Source organism: Herbaspirillum sp. C7C8 (assembly GCF_022627875.1).
In the GTDB taxonomy this organism is placed as follows: Bacteria; Pseudomonadota; Gammaproteobacteria; order Burkholderiales; family Burkholderiaceae_D; genus Herbaspirillum.
Map to the genome: position 1 here is coordinate 146,744 of NZ_JABXGG010000006.1, position 18,751 is coordinate 165,494.

The following is an 18,751-nucleotide window of genomic DNA, read 5'->3' on the forward strand; positions in this document are numbered from 1 at the left end:
AGCTGTGGCCGCGTGCGTAGCCTGGACCTCCTGCCATAGGGCCTTTCCCTCCGCAGTGCGTAAGGGAGTGTTAATCGCGCGGCGTTGAACACAGGTAGCATTTATCATGACAAAAAAATCACGCCCGTGCCAACCAGCCTAGCGCCCGTCATTCATCTGAAGCATTGCCTGCTTCGCTCCTAACGAAAGATATTTTTCATGCTCTCCAGAATGAAACTCCCCTCTTTGCGGTTGGCCGGACTGGGCCTGATGGTGCTCATTGGACTGCTGGCCTCGCTCCTGCCATTGAGCTCCCGTGCGGCCGGCGAGGGACTGCAGCCTCTGGCAGCAGTCGCGCCCAAGAGCAGTTGCGCAGCATTGACGGCATTCGACTTGGTGCCCATCGGTGGCCCAGGCAGCCGGGTGACGGCGGCCGTGCAGACCACCAATCGCAACGGCCAGGCTGTCTGTGCCGTTGAGGCGACACTGGCCCCGGCCATCACCGTGGCCTTGCAACTGCCACTGCAAGGGTGGAGTCAGCGCTACCTGCAGATCGGTTGTGGCGGCCTGTGCGGCAGTATCGCCGGCAACGTCGGCGCGGCTGAGGGATGTGTGCCGCTGGCCAGCGGCGGCATGGTTCTGGGGGCCACCGACATGGGGCACCAGGATCAGGATGGCTCCTTCGGACGGGATCCGGTCAAGCGCGCCGATTTCGCCTATCGCGCCCAGCACCTCACCTCTCTCGCGGCCAAGGCGCTGATCCAGGCCTTCTACGGCCAGGCGCCGCGCTTTGCCTACTTCAGTGGTTGCTCCGATGGAGGCCGCGAGGCACTCATGGAAGCGCAGCGCTATCCAGATGATTTCAACGGCATCATCGCCGGTGCCGGTGCCATCAATTTCCTCGCACAGAATGCGATTTTCCATGCCTGGCAAGCGGTCGCCAATACCGGCAGCGATGGCAAGCCGATTTTGCTGGCCGACCGCCTGCTCGTTCTGCATCGTGCGGTGCTTGCGGCGTGTGACCAGCTCGACGGCCTGAAGGATGGCCTGATCGCCAACCCCTTGGCTTGCCATTTCGATCCGGCCACCGTCCAGTGCCCGGCCGATGCCAAGGATCGGAGCCAATGCCTCAGTGCCGAGGAAGTGGCTGTGGTCCGCAAGTTTTACGAAGGGCCCCGCGATCCGGCGACCGGACGGGCGTTGATCGTAGGAGGCCCGCAATACGGATCGGAACTGGCCTGGGCTGGCGTCTATGTGCCGCGCTCGCGCGAGGACCGCATCTTCAGTGAAATGGTGAGCTTGCCCGTATTGCGCAATATGGCCTTCGAGAGCGACGTGCCGACCAGCTTCACGCTGCAGCAGATGCGCTTCGACTTGCCTACCTTCGACCGCCTGCGCGCGCGCCATCCTCTGCTGGATGCGACCAATCCAGATCTCTCGGCCTTTGCTGCCCAGGGCGGCAAGCTGATCATCTGGCACGGCTGGTCGGACCCCCATATCTCTCCGCTCAATAGCATTGCCTACTACACCGCATTGCAAAAGACCATGGGAGCCTCCCAGGCTGACCGCTTTGCTCGGTTGTACGTCATCCCGGGCATGTACCACTGCGCCAATGGAGAAGGGCCGGACCTGATTGACCTGCTCACGCCGATGATGCAATGGGTCGAAAGTGACATCGCACCGGCCGCGATCACGGCGCGCCAGGCGAGTGCGTCAGCGGCCAGCGATTTCGGTGCACCGCGTGGTGCTGGTGCTCAGGATGGTCATCGCGGTCCAAGGGCAGGCGGTCCCGGTGGTCCAGGTGGTCCAGGTGGTCCAGGTGGTCCAGGTGGTCCAGGTGGTCCAGGTCCAATGTGGCCGCGTCCAGCACCCGCGCCCGGTGCGCAGGCTGCGGCGCTGGGCGCGGCAGCACAGGCCTCGGCGGCCACGGTGCGTACACGGCCGGTCTACCCCTGGCCCTACACGGCGGTTTGGGATGGCCATGGTGACCCGTCGCTGGCCAGCAGTTTCCGTCAGGGTGCGCCGATTGCATTTGCATTGCCCGACTGGGCGGGCGCGGATTTCTTTGTGCCTTATCAGCCGGCGCCCTGAGCGCATCGGCGAAAAATGCCGGGGTCGATTGCCGTCACGAATTCCTGATATCAGATGGCCTGATATCAAAAATAAGAAAATGGGATTGGATTTATTTCTGCGCGCTGGCCATCATGCTTGCTCAAGCAGACGCGCTGCCAGCAAGGTGCGCGTCCCTCCCCATTTCTATTGAAGGAAACGACATGACGACATCGACTTGCGCTCAGCAAAACGCGATCATCTGGCCCGAGGGCTACCTGCCCGGCACTACTGAAAACTTCTGCTCCAACGAGGTAATCGTGGCCGGCCTCACTGCGGCCGACGTATGGCCGTTGCTGAGCACGCCGGCGCACTGGCCGACCTATTATTCGAACTCGGCCAATGTCCGCTTTTATGATGGCAAGGGCCCCGAGCTGGCCGATGGTGACCGTTTTTATTTCGAGACCTTCGGTTTTCCCGTAGAGGCGCAATGCAATGAGTTCGTTGCGCCCGTTGCCGGCCAGCCTGGCCGCGTGGCGTGGCATGGCTGGGCCGGCGAGGTCGGCACTGATGGACGCCTGGATGTGCATCACGCCTGGCTGGTGGAAGACCTGGACGGCGGTCGCGTGCGCATCCTGACGCAGGAGACCCAGAAGGGCAAGCCGGCGGCCGAACTGAGCGCCGCCAAGCCCAATCCCATGATCAATGGTCACCAGGACTGGCTGGACGGCCTGGTTGGTGCGGCCCGCGCCGCCCGTGCCGCCAATTCGCAGGAGAAGTGAACATGAGCCGCATCGCCGTTCTGGGCCTGGGCGCCATGGGTTCCCGCATGGCCGCCAATTGGCTCAAGGCCGGGCATGAGGTGACCGTCTGGAATCGCACTGCAGCCGCCGGGATGCCGCTGGCCGCGGCGGGCGCGCGGCTGGCGGCCACGCCTCGCGAGGCCGCGCAAGGTGCGCAGTTCGTGATCGCCATGCTGCGTGACGACGCTGCCTCGCGCGATGTCTGGCTGGACCCCGCGCAGGGTGCGCTGGCGGCGCTGGGGGGCGACGCCATCGCCATCGAGAGTTCTACCTTGACACCACAGTGGGTACGCACGCTCGGCCAGCAGGTGAGCCAGTCCGGCGCCGCTCTGTTGGAAGCCCCCGTGTCGGGTTCGCGCCCGCAGGCCGAAGCCGGCCAACTGGTTTACCTGATCGGCGGCGAAGCCGAGGTACTGGAGCGTGTCCGCCCGCTGCTGCAAGTCACGGGGGGCGCCATCCATCATGTCGGTTCGCTGGGCCAGGGAGCGCTGGCCAAGCTGGCCACCAATGCCTTGCTGGGCATTCAGGTTGCTGCCCTGGCGGAGATCATCGCGCTGTTGGAGGCGCAGGGTGCCGATGTCCCGAGAACGCTGGCCGCCATGTCCGGTACCTCGGCGTGGGCGCCGGTGGCGGGTTATCTGTCCAGCGCGATGCTGAGCAGCAATCATGCCCCGCAGTTCCCCATCAGCCTGATCGAAAAGGACTTTGCCTACACCTTGCAACTGGCCACCTCCACGCAGCAGGCCCCCGCCCTCACGGCTGCGCTGGAGGTGTTCAGCAAGGCCCGGGCCGAGGGGCTGGGCGAGCAGAACATGACGGCGGTGATCGAACTGGCGCGCGCTGCGGGCCATTGAGTCGCTGCACTTGCGGGCGCGGGTAGTGATGCCCTCCCGCAAGGTCGCCCGGGCTGCTGTGTGCGAGCCGCAATCGCTGCTAGAATCGGCATCCCCCCGACCAGCCAGGACTTTCCCATGAGCGACCCGATTCGTCTGACCCAATACAGCCATGGCGCCGGTTGCGGTTGCAAGATTTCACCGCAGGTGCTCGACGTCATCCTCGCCGGCAGCGGCGCCCAGCATCTCGATCCCAAACTATGGGTAGGCAATGCCTCCCGCGACGACGCCGCCGTCTATGCCATCGATGAAGAACGCGGTGTGGTCTCGACCACCGATTTCTTCATGCCCATCGTCGATGATCCCTTCGACTTCGGCCGCATCGCCGCCACCAATGCCATCAGCGATATCTACGCCATGGGTGGTGATCCGCTCATGGCCATCGCCATCCTCGGCTGGCCGGTCAACGTGCTGCCGCCGGAAGTGGCGCGCGAAGTCGTGCGCGGTGGCCGCGCGGCCTGCGATGCGGCCGGCATCCCGCTGGCTGGTGGTCATTCCATCGATGCCCCGGAACCCATCTTTGGCCTGGCCGTGACCGGTGTGGTGGAGAAGCGCCACATGAAGCGCAACGACACCGCCAGCGCCGGTTGCCTGCTGTACCTCACCAAGCCGCTGGGCATCGGCATCCTCACCACCGCCGAGAAGAAGGGCAAGCTGCGCCCTGAAGACGTCGGCACGGCACGCGACTGGATGTGCCAGCTCAACCAGCCCGGCAGCCGCTTCGGCAAGCTGGCGGGCGTGGCTGCGATGACGGATGTGACCGGCTTCGGCCTGCTGGGCCATCTGGTGGAAATGTGCGAAGGCAGCGGCGTGAGCGCACGCATCCAGCACGCGCGGGTGCCCAGCCTGCCGGGCGTACCTTATTACCTGGCCGAAGGCTGCGTGCCGGGTGGTACCGGACGCAATGTCGAGAGCTATGGCAGCAAGATCAGCCCGCTCAGCGAAGCCCAGAAGAATCTGCTGTGTGATCCCCAGACCAGCGGCGGCCTGCTGGTGGCAGTGCGGCCCGAAGCCAATCCGGAATTTCTCGCCACCGCCGCTGCGCTGGGGTTGGAACTGGCGCCTATCGGCGAACTGGTGGAACGACAGCGTTACGCGGTCGAGGTGCTTTGATGGCCGATCTGCAGCCCAGCCGTGAACTGTTCCTCGCCGATACGCCCATGCTGGATGCAAGGGCGCCGGTGGAATTCGGCAAGGGCGCCTTTCCGACCGCCGTGAACCTGCCGCTGATGAACGATAGCGAGCGCCATCAGGTCGGCCTGCGCTACAAGGAAGCGGGCCAGCAGTCGGCCATCGAACTGGGCCATCAACTGGTCAGCGGATCAGTCAAGGAGGAACGCATCGCCGCCTGGGCGCAGTTTGCACGGGCGCATCCGCAAGGCTGCCTGTACTGCTTCCGGGGCGGGCTGCGCTCGCAGATCACCCAGCAATGGTTGAACAGTGAGGCTGGTATCGCCTATCCGCGCGTGGCCGGCGGCTACAAGGCGCTGCGGCACTTCCTGATGCAAGCCATCGACCAGGCTTTGGCCGAATGCGCCTTCGTGGTGGTGGGGGGCATGACCGGCAGCGGCAAGACCGACGTGCTGCTGCAGCTGGACAATGCCCTGGACCTGGAAGCCTACGCCAATCATCGCGGCTCCAGTTTCGGCAAGCGCGCCAGCCCGCAGCCTGCGCCCATCGACTTCGAGCACCGCCTGGCCATTGCCCTCATCAAATTGCAGGCGCAAGGTCACCACTGGTTCGCGCTGGAAGACGAGAGCCGCCTGATCGGCGCCTGCGCCTTGCCGCTGGCCTTGCACCAGCGCATGCAGAGCCTGCCCATGGTATGGCTGGAAGACAGCCGGGAAGGGCGCGTTGAGCGCATCCTGCGCGATTACGTCAGTGGCTTGTGCGAGGAGTACGTGACGCTGGATCCGCGCCACGGTTTTGAACGCTATCGCGCCCATCTGCTGGCCGCGCTCGGCAAGCTGGTCAAGCGCCTGGGCGACCAGCGCTACCGCCGCCTGTTGCAGATGATGGAAACGGCGCTGGCGCGCCAGGAGAAAGACGGCGTGGTCGACTTGCACCGTGCCTGGATCGATGCCTTGCTGGCCGAATACTACGATCCCATCTATGCCTTCCAGCGCGAGTCCAAAGGCTCGCGCCTGCTCTTCGCAGGGAAGCAGACCGAGGTGGTCGACTTCCTGCGGCAGTATCGTCCCTGAGCCTGCTTACAGCATTACAGCAGCACCACGGCCACCATCCCGCTGACCGCGCCGATCAGGATGGTCAGTAGCGTGACGGTGGTCAGTACCTTGGGCGTGAAGGAGGTGCGCAGCATCAGCAGCGAAGGCAGGCTGATGCTGGGCAGGGTCATCAGCAGCGCCACGCCGGGGCCCACGCCCATGCCCAGGGACAACATCGATTGCACGATGGGGATTTCGGCCGCCGTGGGAATCACGAACAGCGTGCCCACCACCGCCAGCGCCACGATCCACAGCAGGCTGTTGCCCATGCCGGCATCCACCTGCGGGAACAGCCACACCCGCGCTGCGCCCAGCGCCAGCACCACCACGATGTAGACCGGCATGGTGGTCCAGAACAATTGCCACAGCTTGCTGGCCCAGCGGACCAGGAAGTGACGTCCATCGTCCATCGGTTCGTATTCGGCAGCGGCCACCGCATCCAGTGCCGCCTGCGGCAGTGTTTCGGCTTGCGCCACGCGCTGCGCGATCAGCGACACGCCCACCACCAGCAGCACACCGGCCACCAGTCGCAGCGCAGCGAAGTCCCAGCCCAGTACGAATCCCATGAACACCAGCGTGGCCGGATTGAGCACCGGGTTGGCGATCCAGAACGCCAGCGCGGCGCCGACCGAGACCTGCTGACGGCGCATGCCCGCCACTACCGGGGCGGCGCAGCAGGTGCACATCATGCCCGGCAGGGCGAACAGCCCGCCGCGCAGCGTCGAGCCCAGGCCGGCGCGGCCGAACACGCGCAGCAGCCAGTCGCGCGGCACCAGCACCTGCACCAGCGAGCCCAGCAACACGCCCAGTACGGCGGCTTTCCAGATGGCCAGGAAGTAGACGCCGGCATATTCCAGCGCCGCCGACCACGGTGCGGCCGGTGCATTGCCCAGGATGGAGGCGCCAATGCTGTGCTTGTCGGCGGCCACGAAGGATTTCAGATAGTAGGGCGACCACTTGACGTAATAGAGGCCGATGGCGGCCACCAGGACGAACAACAGCGGCTTGAGCCAGGCGGAATTGCCGCGCGAGATGGTGGAAGAGGGTGTCATGGGAAATCTTGGCGAAATGAAGAGTCCGCGCATGATACCTGCGCCGCGCCGCTTCGTCAGCGCGGCGAAGGGACAGGTCATACAACGTCCCCCCCCGACGCAATAGCTCCATGCCCACCGCACGAGAACCATCGTACCGGGCGCATTCAGCGCTTGCGTCCGGTTGGCGTCCTGCTATACTGCGCTTGCTGTTGTATGACGTCTTATAACAACCCTATTCAAAGCACAACAATACGCCAAGAGACCCGCCCAGCAGGCTCCACGCCAGTACGTCCGTTTTCCCGCGGCGTCTGCGCGGGGCCGGTGGGCGGCATGGATGGCGAGAGACCTGGAGAATTCAATTGGCGCAAAGCAACACCACCGGCGGCGCTGGGGCGGTCAAGCCCACCCATATCCGCTATCTGATCCTGTTCCTGCTGTTCGTCGTCACCACGGTCAACTACGCTGACCGTGCCACCTTGTCCATCGCCGGGTCGGCGATGAAGACCGAACTGTCGCTGGACCCGGTGACCATGGGCTACATCTTCTCTGCCTTCAGCTGGGCCTACGTGCTGGCACAACTGCCGGGCGGCTGGCTGCTGGACCGCTTCGGCTCCAAGAAGATCTACATGTGGAGCATCGCCCTGTGGTCCTTCTTCACCTTCCTGCAGGCCGGTGTGACCTGGATGAGTACCGCTTCGGCCGTGATCGCGCTGTTCCTGCTGCGCTTCATGGTGGGCTTGGCCGAGGCACCGTCCTTCCCGGCCAATGGTCGCATCGTCGCGGCCTGGTTCCCGACCAAGGAGCGCGGCACCGCCTCGGCCATCTTCAATTCGGCGCAATACTTCGCAGCCGTGATCTTCACGCCGCTGATGGCCTGGATCGTGCACAGCTACAGCTGGCATCACGTCTTCACCGTCATGGGCGTGGTCGGCATCCTGCTGGCGATGGTCTGGGGCCGGGTCATCTACAGCCCCAAGGATCATCCGCGCATCAACCAGGCCGAACTGCAGCACATCGAATCCGGTGGCGGCCTGGTCGACATGGACAACAGGAAGGTCGCCGCTCCCTCCACCAAGGGCAAGGGATATATCCGCCAGTTGCTGTCCAACCGCATGCTCCTGGGCGTGTACATCGGCCAGTACTGCATCAACGTGATTACCTATTTCTTCCTGACCTGGTTCCCGGTGTATCTGGTGCAGGAGCGTGGCATGTCCATTCTCAAGGCCGGTTTCGTGGCCTCGATCCCGGCGGTGTGCGGCTTCATCGGCGGCGTGGTCGGCGGCCTGATCTCGGACCGTCTCATCAAGAGCGGCATGTCGGTCACCTGGTCGCGCAAGATCCCCATCGTGGGCGGCATGCTGCTGTCGATGACCATGATCCTGTGCAACTACGTCGAGGCGCAGTGGATGGTGGTGGGCATCATGGCCCTGGCTTTCTTCGGCAAGGGCGTGGGCGCGCTGGGCTGGGCCGTGGTGGCCGATACCGCACCCAAGCAGATCGTGGGCCTGTCCGGTGGCCTGTTCAACATGTTCGGCAACGTGGCCGGCATCACCACCCCCATCGTGATCGGTTACATCGTCAAGCAAACCGGTTCCTTCGCCGGTGCCCTGGTGTTCGTGGGCATCAATGCGCTGGTGACCGTGATCAGCTATCTTGTGATCGTCAAGGAAATCAAGCGCGTCGAACTCAAGGACGCCTGATCCGCCTTGTCGGCGGCCGCTCCGGCAGTGGCCGCCTTTTCCATTCAATTGCAGCATTCTGTCGTTTTGGGACTTAGCATGAGCACCGATACCGTCGCCAGCCAGGCATTCACTCCGCGTTACATCATGATGAACGACACTGACAATGTCGCCATCGTCGTCAATGACGGCGGCCTGCCCGCCGGCACCGTGTTCCCCGACGGTCTGACCCTGGTCGACCGTGTGCCCCAGGGGCACAAGATCGCCCTGCGCGATCTCAAGCAGGGCGAAGCCATCGTGCGCTACGACGTGGCCATCGGCTATGCCGTGCGTGATATTCCCAAGGGCAGCTGGATCGAGGAATCGCTGGTGCAGATGCCGCCGGCGCGCGAACTCGACAACCTGCCCATCGCCACCAGGAAACCGGCGCCGCAGCCGCCGCTGGAAGGCTATACCTTCGAGGGCTACCGCAATGCCGATGGCTCGGTGGGCACGCGCAACCTGCTGGCCATCACCACCACCGTGCAATGCGTGGCCGGCGTGGTGGAGCATGCGGTCAAGCGCATCCGCGCCGAGCTGCTGCCCAAGTATCCCAATGTGGAAGATGTGGTGGCGCTGGAGCACACCTACGGTTGCGGCGTGGCCATCGATGCGCCCAATGCCGGCATCCCCATCCGCACCCTGCGCAACATCAGCCTGAACCCCAACTTCGGCGGCCAGGCCATGGTGGTCAGCCTGGGCTGCGAAAAGCTCCAGCCCAACCGCCTGCTGCCGGAAAACATGATCCCCATCCACAAGGCCGGCGAACCCTATGTGGTCTGCCTGCAGGATGCGGAACACGTCGGTTTCAACTCCATGATCGACTCCATCATGACCATGGCCGAGGCACGCCTGACCGAACTGAACAAGCGCCGTCGCGAAACCTGCCCGGCCTCGGACCTGGTGGTCGGTGTGCAGTGTGGCGGCAGCGATGCCTTCTCCGGTGTGACGGCCAATCCGGCGGTGGGCTTTGCCACCGACCTGCTGGTGCGCGCCGGGGCGTCGGTGATGTTCTCGGAAGTGACCGAAGTGCGTGACGGCATCGACCAGTTGACCTCGCGCGCCGTCAATGAGGAAGTGGCCCAGGCCATGATCCGCGAGATGGACTGGTACGACAATTACTTGAAGCAAGGCGGCGTGGACCGCAGCGCCAACACCACCCCCGGCAACAAGAAGGGCGGTCTGGCCAACATCGTCGAGAAGGCCATGGGTTCCATCGTCAAGTCCGGCTCCAGCCCGATTTCGGGCGTGCTCGCGCCGGGCGACAAACTTCAGCAGAAGGGCCTGATCTACGCCGCCACCCCGGCCTCCGACTTCATCTGCGGCACCTTGCAGCTGGCCGCCGGCATGAACCTTCATATCTTCACCACAGGCCGTGGTACGCCCTATGGCCTGGCGGCCGTGCCGGTCATCAAGGTCGCCACCCGCAACGATCTGGCGCGACGTTGGCATGACCTGATGGATGTCAATGCCGGGCGCATCGCCAGCGGTGAAGCCACCATCGAACAGGTCGGCTGGGAACTGTTCCAGCTGATGCTGGACGTGGCCAGCGGCAAGAAGCGCACCTGGGCCGAACAATGGAAGCTGCACAACGCACTGACCCTGTTCAACCCGGCGCCGGTGACCTGATGCCATCCTCCCTTGGGACCTGCTTGCGGGTCCTTTTTTTTCCGTTCACATACCAACAACAACGTTGATCCGCCAGGAGACCGCATGAGCAGCTCTGTTTCCCCATCCTCTTCCCGTCTTGCCACCTTCATCGCCACTTCCGCCCTCAGTCTGGCCACCGGCTACGCCCATGCGGCCACCGTGGCCTATGTCTCCAACGCCGACAGCCAGGACATCTATGTGCTCAGGCTCAATGGCGACGGCAGCGTCAATCTGATCGAGCAGGTCGATACCGGCAGCACCGTGATGCCGCTGGCCATCAGCCCGGACCACCGCTTCCTGTATGCCTCCCTGCGAGGCCAGCCTTATTCGGTCGTCAGCTATGCCATCGATCCCCGCAGCGGCAAGCTCAAGGTCCTTTCCAAGGCGCCGCTGGCCGACAACATGGCCAACATCGCCACCGACCGCAGCGGCCGCTATCTGCTGGCGGCGTCCTACTCGGGCAACAAGATCTCGGTCAATGCGATCGCCAGCGACGGCACCGTGCAGGCGCCGCCGCTGGCTGTGATCCCGACCGGGAAGAACGCCCACTCGGTGCAGGTCGATCCGGCCAATGCCTTCGTCTTCGCCAGCAACCTCGGCAGTGACGTGATCCTGCAGTACCGCTTCGATGCGGCCACCGGTGCGCTCACGCCCAATACGCCGCCCTCCGTGGCCACCAGGGCCGGTGCGGGGCCGCGCCACTTCGTGTTTTCGCCGGACCAGCGTTTCGTCTATTCGACCAATGAGCTCGATGCCACCGTCAACACCTACGCCTATGACCGTCGCGCCGGGACCCTGACCCTGCAGGGCAGTGATTCGGCCTTGCCGGAAGGCTTCAAGACCAGCGAGCAACTGGCGGCGGCCGACCTGCACCTGACCCCCGATGGCCGCTTCCTCTATGCCAGCGAGCGTACCTCCAATACGCTCACCGGCTATCGCGTGGACCTGGCCAGCGGCAAGCTCACGCGCATCCTCAACATTCCCACTGAAACCCAGCCGCGTGGCTTCAACATCGATCCGCAGGGGCGCTATCTGCTGGCGGTCGGCCAGAAGGCCGGACTGACCAGCTACGCCATCAACCATGACAGCGGCGCCCTGACCCCGCTCTTCCGCTATACCCTCGGGCGCAACCCGAACTGGGTCGAGATCATCGACCTGCCGGCAGCCCCCTGATTCCTGGTTGCAGATTTCTTCAGCATTCAAACCGTCAATATGTTGTTTTTTGAGCTTGTCGGAGGTAAATCCGACAAGCTTTTTCACATGATTGCCGTCACATATGAAGCCGGCTTGATCCAGGACAGCCAGTGCCGGGTGTTGCCGTTGCACAATACGCAAGCACCTGTTTGCCGAGTGCCCTAACCGGGAATTGGGGCCGTTTTGGTCAGTTTGCCGCCGATATGAAGCGTGCCTCGCTGTTGTATCGTCTGCGCCAGGTTGTTCATTTCATTTGTTGTTGTACAAATATTAAGCGGAGAGAGGGAATGCGGAATCTGACGGTTCGCTTCAGCCTGATGAGCGCGCTTGCGCTGTTTTCATGCATGATCGTAGTGGGGGCCGGCGTGGGGATCTTTGCGCTGGGTCGGGCCAACCAGGCCACGGAATACGTGCATGAGATCGCCGAGCATGTCATCGTCATCAATGACGCCTACAAGGACACCACGCGCACACGCTCTGCGCTCACGCGCGCCTATGCCAATCTGAAGGAAAAGAACGATCCGGCCGTCACCGAGGGCGCCCTCAAGAGCGCCCAGACCAGCTATGACCGTGGCCTCAAGTACGTGGAGGAGTTCAGCAAGATGTCCGAGCTGGCCGGCGAGGAGCCGGCGGTGAAGAAGGAACTCATCGAATCGGCGCGCGCACTCTCCGACCTGCTGCTCAAGGCCGCCGGTGAGTTGAAGGCGGGCGATACCGCCGCGTATTCGGAGCTCAACGACAAGCAGATCAATCCGGCCGGAGCGCGCTTCTCCAAGGCGCTGGACCAGTTCCAGAAGCGGGCCATGGATCTCAATAACACCGCCGCCAGCGAGCGCCAGCACGAATACAACATGGTGGTCTGGCTGGTGGTCGCCGGTCTGATCGGCGCCCTGTTCCTGGTGATCGGGGTGCATTTCATGCTGCGCAACATCGTCCTCACGCCGCTCAACCGTGCCGTTCACCTGCTGGACCTGGTGGCCAATGGCGACCTGACGACCAAGGTGGATGTCAAGAACAACAACGAGATTGGCCGCCTGTTCTCGGCCATCCGCAGCATGCAGCAGGCGCTGTTGACCACCGTGGGCCGCGTGCGCAGCAGTTCCGACAGCATCGATACCAGTGCCAAGGAAATCGCCGCCGGTAACATGGACCTGTCTTCGCGCACCGAGCAGCAGGCCAGCTCCCTGGAAGAGACCGCCGCCTCCATGGAACAGCTGACCGGCACCGTCAAGCAGAACGCCGACAATGCCCTGCAGGCCAACCAGCTGGCGCATTCGGCCTCCTCCACCGCCAGCAAGGGTGGGGAAGTGGTTTCGCAGGTGGTCGACACCATGCAGGCCATCAATGATTCCTCGCGCAAGATCGTCGACATCATCAGCGTCATCGATGGCATCGCCTTCCAGACCAATATCCTGGCCCTGAATGCAGCGGTGGAAGCCGCCCGGGCCGGTGAGCAGGGCCGCGGCTTTGCCGTGGTGGCCTCGGAAGTGCGTTCGCTGGCGCAGCGTTCGGCGGCGGCGGCCAAGGAGATCAAGTCGCTCATCGATGATTCGGTGGAGAAGGTCGAAGCCGGCAGCCAGTTGGTGGAGCAGGCCGGCGCCACCATGAGCGAAGTGGTCACCAGCGTGCAGCGCGTGACCGACATCGTCGGTGAGATCGCCGAGGCCAGCCGCGAGCAGAGCACCGGCATCGAACAGGTCAATCGCGCCATCACCCAGATGGATGAAGTGACCCAGCAGAACGCCGCTCTGGTGGAACAGGCAGCGGCTGCGGCGCAATCGCTGCAGGCCCAGGCCACCAACCTGGTGGGCGCGGTGAGCATCTTCAAGATCGATGCGCACCAGATTGCCAGCCCGGTAGCCAAGCCGCGTCCGGCGCCGATGGCGCCGCCTCCGGCTGCGGTTGCACCGGTTGCGCCTGCCGTGCCCGCCGCGCCGTCCGCTGCAGCCACACCGAAGGCGGCGCCCAAGTTGCCGCCCGCCAAACCGGCCAAGGCCACGCCACCGGCGCCAGGCAGCCGCATCAAGGACGATGCACAGGATTGGGAAGAGTTCTGAGTTTTGGCATTTCCCTTCACGAAAACCTCCGTCGCTTCGGCTACGGAGGTTTTTTTTCGGCAGGGGCCTGCACTTTCCTTCATCTCACGTAAAAAGGGGAGGGGGCCGCAGTTTCCTGCGGCCCCCTCCCTTGTTGCTGCCGGTCGGATCAGGTGAGTCTTATTGCGGACCCAGCTTCTTGATCAGGGCGGCCAGTTCTTCGTGCTCTTCCGGGGTGCAATCGGTCAGGGGCGTGCGGACCGGACCGGCGTCGTGGCCGACGATCTTGGCACCGGCCTTGACGATGGACACCGCATAACCCGCCTTGCGGTTGCGGATGGCCAGGTAGGGCAGGAAGAAGTCGTCGATGAGCTTGCCGACGGTGTCGTGGTCTTCCTTGGCAATGGCTTCGTAGAACTCGACGGCGGTCTTGGGGATGAAGTTGAACACGGCCGAGGAATACACCGGCACGCCCAGTGCCTTGTAGGCGGCCGCATAGACTTCAGCGGTCGGCAGGCCGCCCAGGTAGGTGAAACGGTCACCCAGCTTGCGACGGATATGCACCATCGGTTCGATCTCGCCGATGCCATCCTTGAAACCGATCAGGTTGGGGCAGCGGTCGGCCAGGCGTTGCAGGGTCTCGGCGTTGAGCTTGCAGACCGCGCGGTTGTAGATGATGACGCCGAAGTTGACCGACTTGCAGACCGCTTCCACGTGGGCGGCGATGCCGTCCTGGCTGGCTTCGGTCAGGTAGTGCGGCATCAAGAGGATACCGTGCGCGCCCAGGCGTTCGGCTTCCTGGGCATAGGCGATGGCGGCGCGGGTGGAACCGCCGGCACCGGCAATGATGGGCACCTTGCCGCGGCAGGTGTCGACGGCGGTGCGGATGATGTCCGAATATTCACCCGGAACCAGCGAGAAGAACTCACCCGTGCCGCCAGCGGCGAACAGCGCGCTCGCGCCATACGGCGCCAGCCACTCCAGGCGCTCGATGTAGGTCTTGGGGCGGAAATCGCCTTGCTCGTCGAAGTCCGTCAGCGGGAACGACAGCAGGCCGGAAGAGAGGATATGTTTGAGGTCTTGGGGTGTGTACTGGGACATGGTTTCGCTCGACGCCGTTAGGAATGGGTTGGAAAACGAGGCAAGTGTGTTGATTGTTGTCTCTGATCTTCTTGTATCCGATTAGGATATCAGTCATCGTACAACATAAGATTTCAGAAAGCCAGCAATTTCTTCTGAGCTTTTGCGCTGGTGCAGGAAGAGAGAGGGCAGGTGCTGCCGACGCGGAAGAGGACGCGGCCGGGCGCTGTCGGCGGTATTGCCGGACGATGGCTGGAGGATGGACGGGACTGCGGTAAGGAGCGGGCCGACCGGAGATGCCCGGATCGGCCCTTGCCCGGTAGGTCAGGCGCTGCCGGTGCTGCCCGATTCGGCTTCCTGCTGCGCGCGGCGCAGGCGCTCGCGGCTGTTGGTGAGGTGATTGCGCATGGCCGCGCGCGCCGCTTCGGCATCGCTTCGGGCGATGGCCTCGAAGATGTCTTCATGCTCGCGCTGGACCCGCTCCAGGTAGCTGGCCTGCTGGTCATGGGCCAGCTCGGCGGTATTGATGCGCTTGCGCGGGATCACCCCCATGCCCAGATGGCTGATGATCTCGATGAAGTAACGATTGCCGGTGGCATTGGCGATGGCGAAGTGGAAGCGAAAGTCCGGTCCCACGGTATCGCCACCGCTTTTCTGGTTGGCGTGGAACAGGTCCAGCGCCTCGCGGATCTCCTGCAACTGGGCATCGCTGCGGCGGGAGGCGGCCAGGCCCGCAGTTTCGGTTTCCAGGCTGATGCGCAGCTCCAGCAGCGCCAGCAGGTCACGCATGGTGGTGATGGTGGCCGGGTCGATGTTGATGTTGGAGCCCTTCTTGGCCTCCAGTACGAAGGTGCCGATGCCGTGGCGCGTCTCCACCTGCCCGGCGGCTTGTAGCCGCGAGATGGCTTCGCGCACGACGGTACGCGAGACCCCCTGGGTCTGCATGATCTCCGATTCGGTGGGCAGCTTGTCGCCGGGCTTGAGACTGCCGCTGCTGATCATCGCCGACAGCGCCGCCACGACTTCCTGTGACAGGCTCTGGGGTTTGCGGCGAGGGCGCAGCAGCGGATTGGGGGTGTCGCTAACATCCATATCGTTTTATTTCTCGGGAGCGCTGGCGGACCGGCTTGTCAATGCTTGTGGTCGGTCCGCATCAGGCGAGGTGAACATTGTCGCGCCATCTTACCAGATCGATAAGCAGCGACGACGCCAGGACCAGCCGTAGCCCTCAGGGTAACGCACTTTACGCAAGAGGTCAGACAAGTTTCGGCGGAATTTTCATGCGCTTTGCGCCAGGCCAGCTTTTCGGCGATATGAAGGAAAAGGGAGGGTACCTGACAGAATTACTCGGGTTTGCTATACTTGACTCAAATATTCGGGAATTCAGGGTAACCGGCCCCGCCGGTGCATTTGTTTCTGGAGCGAACTTCATGCGTCTTACCACCAAAGGCCGTTTTGCCGTGACTGCGATGATTGACCTGGCCCTGCGCCAGGGCAAGGGTCCTGTCACGCTGTCGGCCATCAGCGAGCGCCAGGAAATTTCTTTATCATATCTGGAGCAGTTGTTCGGCAAATTGCGGCGTCACCAGATCGTCGAGTCCGTGAGGGGTCCCGGCGGTGGTTACAATCTCGCCCGCAAGGCGGCCGACGTGTCGGTTGCCGACATTATCATCGCCGTGGACGAACCGCTGGATGCAACCCAGTGCGGTGGCAAGGAAAACTGCCACAGCGCCGCGCATCCCGGCGGCGCACGCTGCATGACACATGAACTCTGGTCCACCCTGAACGAAAAGATGGTCGAATACCTGGATTCGGTATCGCTCCAGGATCTGGTCGACCAGCAAAAAGAACCCAAGCCGGCGGAACACCGTGCCGCCGACTCGCAGAGCGTGGTGGTGATGCACCGCCCGCAAGCCGCAGCCTGATTTGGAGCAAGGACCTTATGAACGCACCCCTGGAAAAAAGCCTGCTGGAGACCATCAAGGCTCCGCACTTCCCGATCTACATGGACTACTCGGCGACCACTCCGGTCGATCCGCGCGTGGCCGACAAGATGATTCCCTACCTGCGCGAGCAGTTCGGCAATCCCGCTTCGCGCAGCCACATGTATGGCTGGACCGCTGAAAAGGCCGTGGAAGAAGCGCGTGAAGAAGTCGCCAAACTGGTCAACGCGGATTCGCGCGAGATCATCTGGACTTCCGGCGCCACCGAGAGCAACAACCTGGCCATCAAGGGTGCGGCGCAGTTCTACAAGTCCAAGGGCAAGCACATCATCACCGTCAAGACCGAGCACAAGGCGGTGCTGGACACCTTCCGCGAGCTGGAGCGCGTGGGCTTCGAGGCTACTTACCTGCAGCCGCAGGACAATGGCCTGGTCACCGTCGAGCAGATCGCTGCCGCCGTGCGTCCGGATACCATCCTGGTCTCGGTCATGCTGGTGAACAATGAAATCGGCGTGATCCAGCCGGTGCCGGAAATCGGCGAGTTCTGCCGTTCCAAGGGCATCATCTTCCACAGCGATGCGGCGCAAGCCACCGGCAAGGTCAAGATCGATCTGGAGAACTGGAAGGTCGACCTGATGAGCTTCTCGGCTCACAAGAGCTACGGTCCGAAGGGTATCGGTGCCTTGTATGTGCGCCGCAAGCCGCGCGTGCGCATCGAAGCGCAGATGCACGGCGGCGGTCACGAGCGCGGCCTGCGTTCGGGCACCCTGGCCACGCACCAGATCGTCGGCATGGGTGAAGCTTTCCGCCTGGCGCGTGAAGAGATGGACACTGAACTGGCGCACATCCGTGCTTTGCGCGACCGCCTGGCCAAGGGCCTGCAAGAGATCGAAGAGACCTACATCAACGGCGACATGGATCATCGCGTGCCGCACAACCTGAACGTGAGCTTCAACTACGTGGAAGGTGAATCGCTGATCATGGCCATCAAGGACATCGCCGTCTCCTCCGGTTCGGCCTGCACCTCGGCCAGTCTGGAGCCGTCCTACGTGCTGCGCGCCCTGGGTCGCAGCGATGAACTGGCGCACAGCTCGATTCGCTTCACCATCGGCCGCTTCACCACCGAGGAAGACATCGATTTCACCATCGAGCTGATCAAGAGCAAGGTCGGCAAGCTGCGCGAGCTGTCCCCGCTGTGGGACATGTACAAGGACGGCGTGGACCTGTCCACCATCCAGTGGGCGGCCCACTAAACCAGGATTCTGCCAGCCATCGCCAGCAGCCGCAGCAGGGCAGGGGCGATGGCCGAAACCATCATCTAGGGAGCAAAGAACATGTCTTATTCCGAAAAAGTACTCGACCACTATGAAAACCCCCGCAACGTCGGCGCCTTCGAAAAGGGCGACGAGACCGTGGGCACCGGCATGGTGGGTGCACCGGCCTGCGGCGACGTGATGAAGCTGCAGATCAAGGTCGGCGCCGATGGCGTCATCCAGGATGCCAAGTTCAAGACCTATGGCTGCGGTTCGGCCATCGCATCGTCCTCGCTGGTGACCGAATGGGTCAAGGGCAAGACCCTGGACGAAGCGCTGTCCATCAAGAACACCCAGATCGCTGAAGAACTGGCGCTGCCGCCGGTGAAGATCCATTGCTCCATCCTGGCCGAAGACGCCATCAAGGCTGCCGTGCAGGACTACAAGGCCAAGCACGGCGCGGAACAGAAGGCTGCCTGAGCGGCCTTTTTCCGACAGCGGTACTCGCGGTTTTCGATTTCGTAAGGCAAGCATCATGGCAATCACGTTGACAGAGAAGGCAGCAAAACACATCAGCCGCTACATGGAGCGCCGGGGCAAGGGCATCGGCCTGCGCCTGGGTGTGCGCACCACCGGCTGCTCCGGCCTGGCTTACAAGCTGGAGTATGTGGATGAACAATCCTCCGAAGACACCGTCTTCGAGTCGCATGGCGTGCGCGTCTTTGTCGATCCCAAGAGCCTGCCCTACATCGACGGCACCGAGCTGGACTTCGCCCGCGAAGGATTGAACGAAGGCTTCAAGTTCCAGAACCCCAACGTCAAGGACGAGTGCGGCTGCGGCGAAAGCTTCCGCATCTGATCTGCAGAGTCGGATCCTTGTCGATGCCGTCGCAC

Annotated in this window: 16 protein-coding genes; 13 read left to right on the forward strand and 3 right to left on the reverse strand. The window is 63.3% G+C overall.

All coding sequences use genetic code 11. The features are described from left to right. Positions 1-210: 210 nt before the first annotated feature. The 5 genes from HWE01_RS09925 to mnmH all read left to right on the forward strand — a co-directional run bounded on the left by HWE01_RS09925 (position 211) and on the right by mnmH (position 5,928). A complete protein-coding gene (locus tag HWE01_RS09925; RefSeq protein WP_241821715.1) occupies positions 211-2,070 on the forward strand; it encodes a tannase/feruloyl esterase family alpha/beta hydrolase in 1,860 nt (619 codons plus the stop codon). Between the two features lie 182 nt (positions 2,071-2,252). Next, positions 2,253-2,810 (forward strand): SRPBCC family protein, encoded by a 558-nt coding sequence (locus HWE01_RS09930; protein WP_241821716.1) that lies wholly within the window; start codon positions 2,253-2,255, stop codon positions 2,808-2,810. A gap of 2 nt (positions 2,811-2,812) precedes the next feature. Next, on the forward strand, positions 2,813-3,685 hold the full coding sequence (locus tag HWE01_RS09935) for an NAD(P)-dependent oxidoreductase (protein WP_241821717.1): 873 nt from the start codon (positions 2,813-2,815) through the stop codon (positions 3,683-3,685). Between the two features lie 117 nt (positions 3,686-3,802). Next, positions 3,803-4,837: a selenide, water dikinase SelD gene (gene selD, locus HWE01_RS09940; RefSeq protein WP_241821718.1), complete on the forward strand. Its 1,035-nt coding sequence runs from the start codon at positions 3,803-3,805 to the stop codon at positions 4,835-4,837. Beyond that, complete coding sequence (mnmH, locus tag HWE01_RS09945; RefSeq protein WP_241821719.1) at positions 4,837-5,928, forward strand: tRNA 2-selenouridine(34) synthase MnmH; 1,092 nt, start codon at positions 4,837-4,839, stop codon at positions 5,926-5,928. Before selD ends, mnmH begins: the two co-directional genes overlap by 1 nt. A 14-nt stretch (positions 5,929-5,942) precedes the next feature. Here the strand turns inward: mnmH and HWE01_RS09950 are convergent, their stop codons facing one another. Next, the gene (locus HWE01_RS09950) at positions 5,943-7,001 is read right to left on the reverse strand and encodes a permease (RefSeq protein ID WP_034350702.1); all 1,059 of its coding nucleotides are present in this window, start codon (positions 6,999-7,001) and stop codon (positions 5,943-5,945) included. 341 nt (positions 7,002-7,342) lie between these two features. On the opposite strand from HWE01_RS09950, the gene HWE01_RS09955 reads away from it, so the two are divergent. The 4 genes from HWE01_RS09955 (at position 7,343) to HWE01_RS09970 (ending at position 13,602) form a co-directional block, all read left to right on the forward strand. Next, the gene (locus tag HWE01_RS09955) at positions 7,343-8,683 is read left to right on the forward strand and encodes an MFS transporter (protein ID WP_008330369.1); all 1,341 of its coding nucleotides are present in this window, start codon (positions 7,343-7,345) and stop codon (positions 8,681-8,683) included. A 78-nt stretch (positions 8,684-8,761) separates the two neighbouring features. Further along, positions 8,762-10,330: a galactarate dehydratase gene (garD, locus tag HWE01_RS09960; protein WP_008330366.1), complete on the forward strand. Its 1,569-nt coding sequence runs from the start codon at positions 8,762-8,764 to the stop codon at positions 10,328-10,330. Between the two features lie 84 nt (positions 10,331-10,414). Beyond that, a complete protein-coding gene (locus tag HWE01_RS09965) occupies positions 10,415-11,524 on the forward strand; it encodes a lactonase family protein (RefSeq protein WP_241821720.1) in 1,110 nt (369 codons plus the stop codon). 308 nt (positions 11,525-11,832) lie between these two features. Continuing rightward, complete coding sequence (locus HWE01_RS09970; protein WP_008330364.1) at positions 11,833-13,602, forward strand: methyl-accepting chemotaxis protein; 1,770 nt, start codon at positions 11,833-11,835, stop codon at positions 13,600-13,602. Between the two features lie 159 nt (positions 13,603-13,761). Here the strand turns inward: HWE01_RS09970 and kdgD are convergent, their stop codons facing one another. Next, entirely contained in the window at positions 13,762-14,682 is a 921-nt protein-coding gene (kdgD, locus tag HWE01_RS09975; RefSeq protein ID WP_241821721.1) for a 5-dehydro-4-deoxyglucarate dehydratase, read from the reverse strand. Between the two features lie 303 nt (positions 14,683-14,985). Further along, the gene (locus HWE01_RS09980; RefSeq protein WP_008330362.1) at positions 14,986-15,753 is read right to left on the reverse strand and encodes a FadR/GntR family transcriptional regulator; all 768 of its coding nucleotides are present in this window, start codon (positions 15,751-15,753) and stop codon (positions 14,986-14,988) included. Between the two features lie 338 nt (positions 15,754-16,091). Between HWE01_RS09980 and iscR the strand changes: the two genes are divergently transcribed. The 4 genes from iscR to iscA all read left to right on the forward strand — a co-directional run bounded on the left by iscR (position 16,092) and on the right by iscA (position 18,716). Then, positions 16,092-16,586 carry a Fe-S cluster assembly transcriptional regulator IscR gene (gene iscR / locus HWE01_RS09985; RefSeq protein WP_008330361.1) on the forward strand — a complete coding sequence of 165 codons (495 nt, stop codon included), beginning with the start codon at positions 16,092-16,094 and terminating at the stop codon, positions 16,584-16,586. 17 nt (positions 16,587-16,603) lie between these two features. Next, the gene (locus HWE01_RS09990) at positions 16,604-17,857 is read left to right on the forward strand and encodes an IscS subfamily cysteine desulfurase (RefSeq protein ID WP_008330360.1); all 1,254 of its coding nucleotides are present in this window, start codon (positions 16,604-16,606) and stop codon (positions 17,855-17,857) included. Positions 17,858-17,938: 81 nt separating this feature from the next. Continuing rightward, positions 17,939-18,337: a Fe-S cluster assembly scaffold IscU gene (gene iscU, locus HWE01_RS09995; RefSeq protein ID WP_008330359.1), complete on the forward strand. Its 399-nt coding sequence runs from the start codon at positions 17,939-17,941 to the stop codon at positions 18,335-18,337. Between the two features lie 55 nt (positions 18,338-18,392). Next, a complete protein-coding gene (gene iscA, locus HWE01_RS10000) occupies positions 18,393-18,716 on the forward strand; it encodes an iron-sulfur cluster assembly protein IscA (protein WP_006712826.1) in 324 nt (107 codons plus the stop codon). Positions 18,717-18,751: the final 35 nt, after the last annotated feature.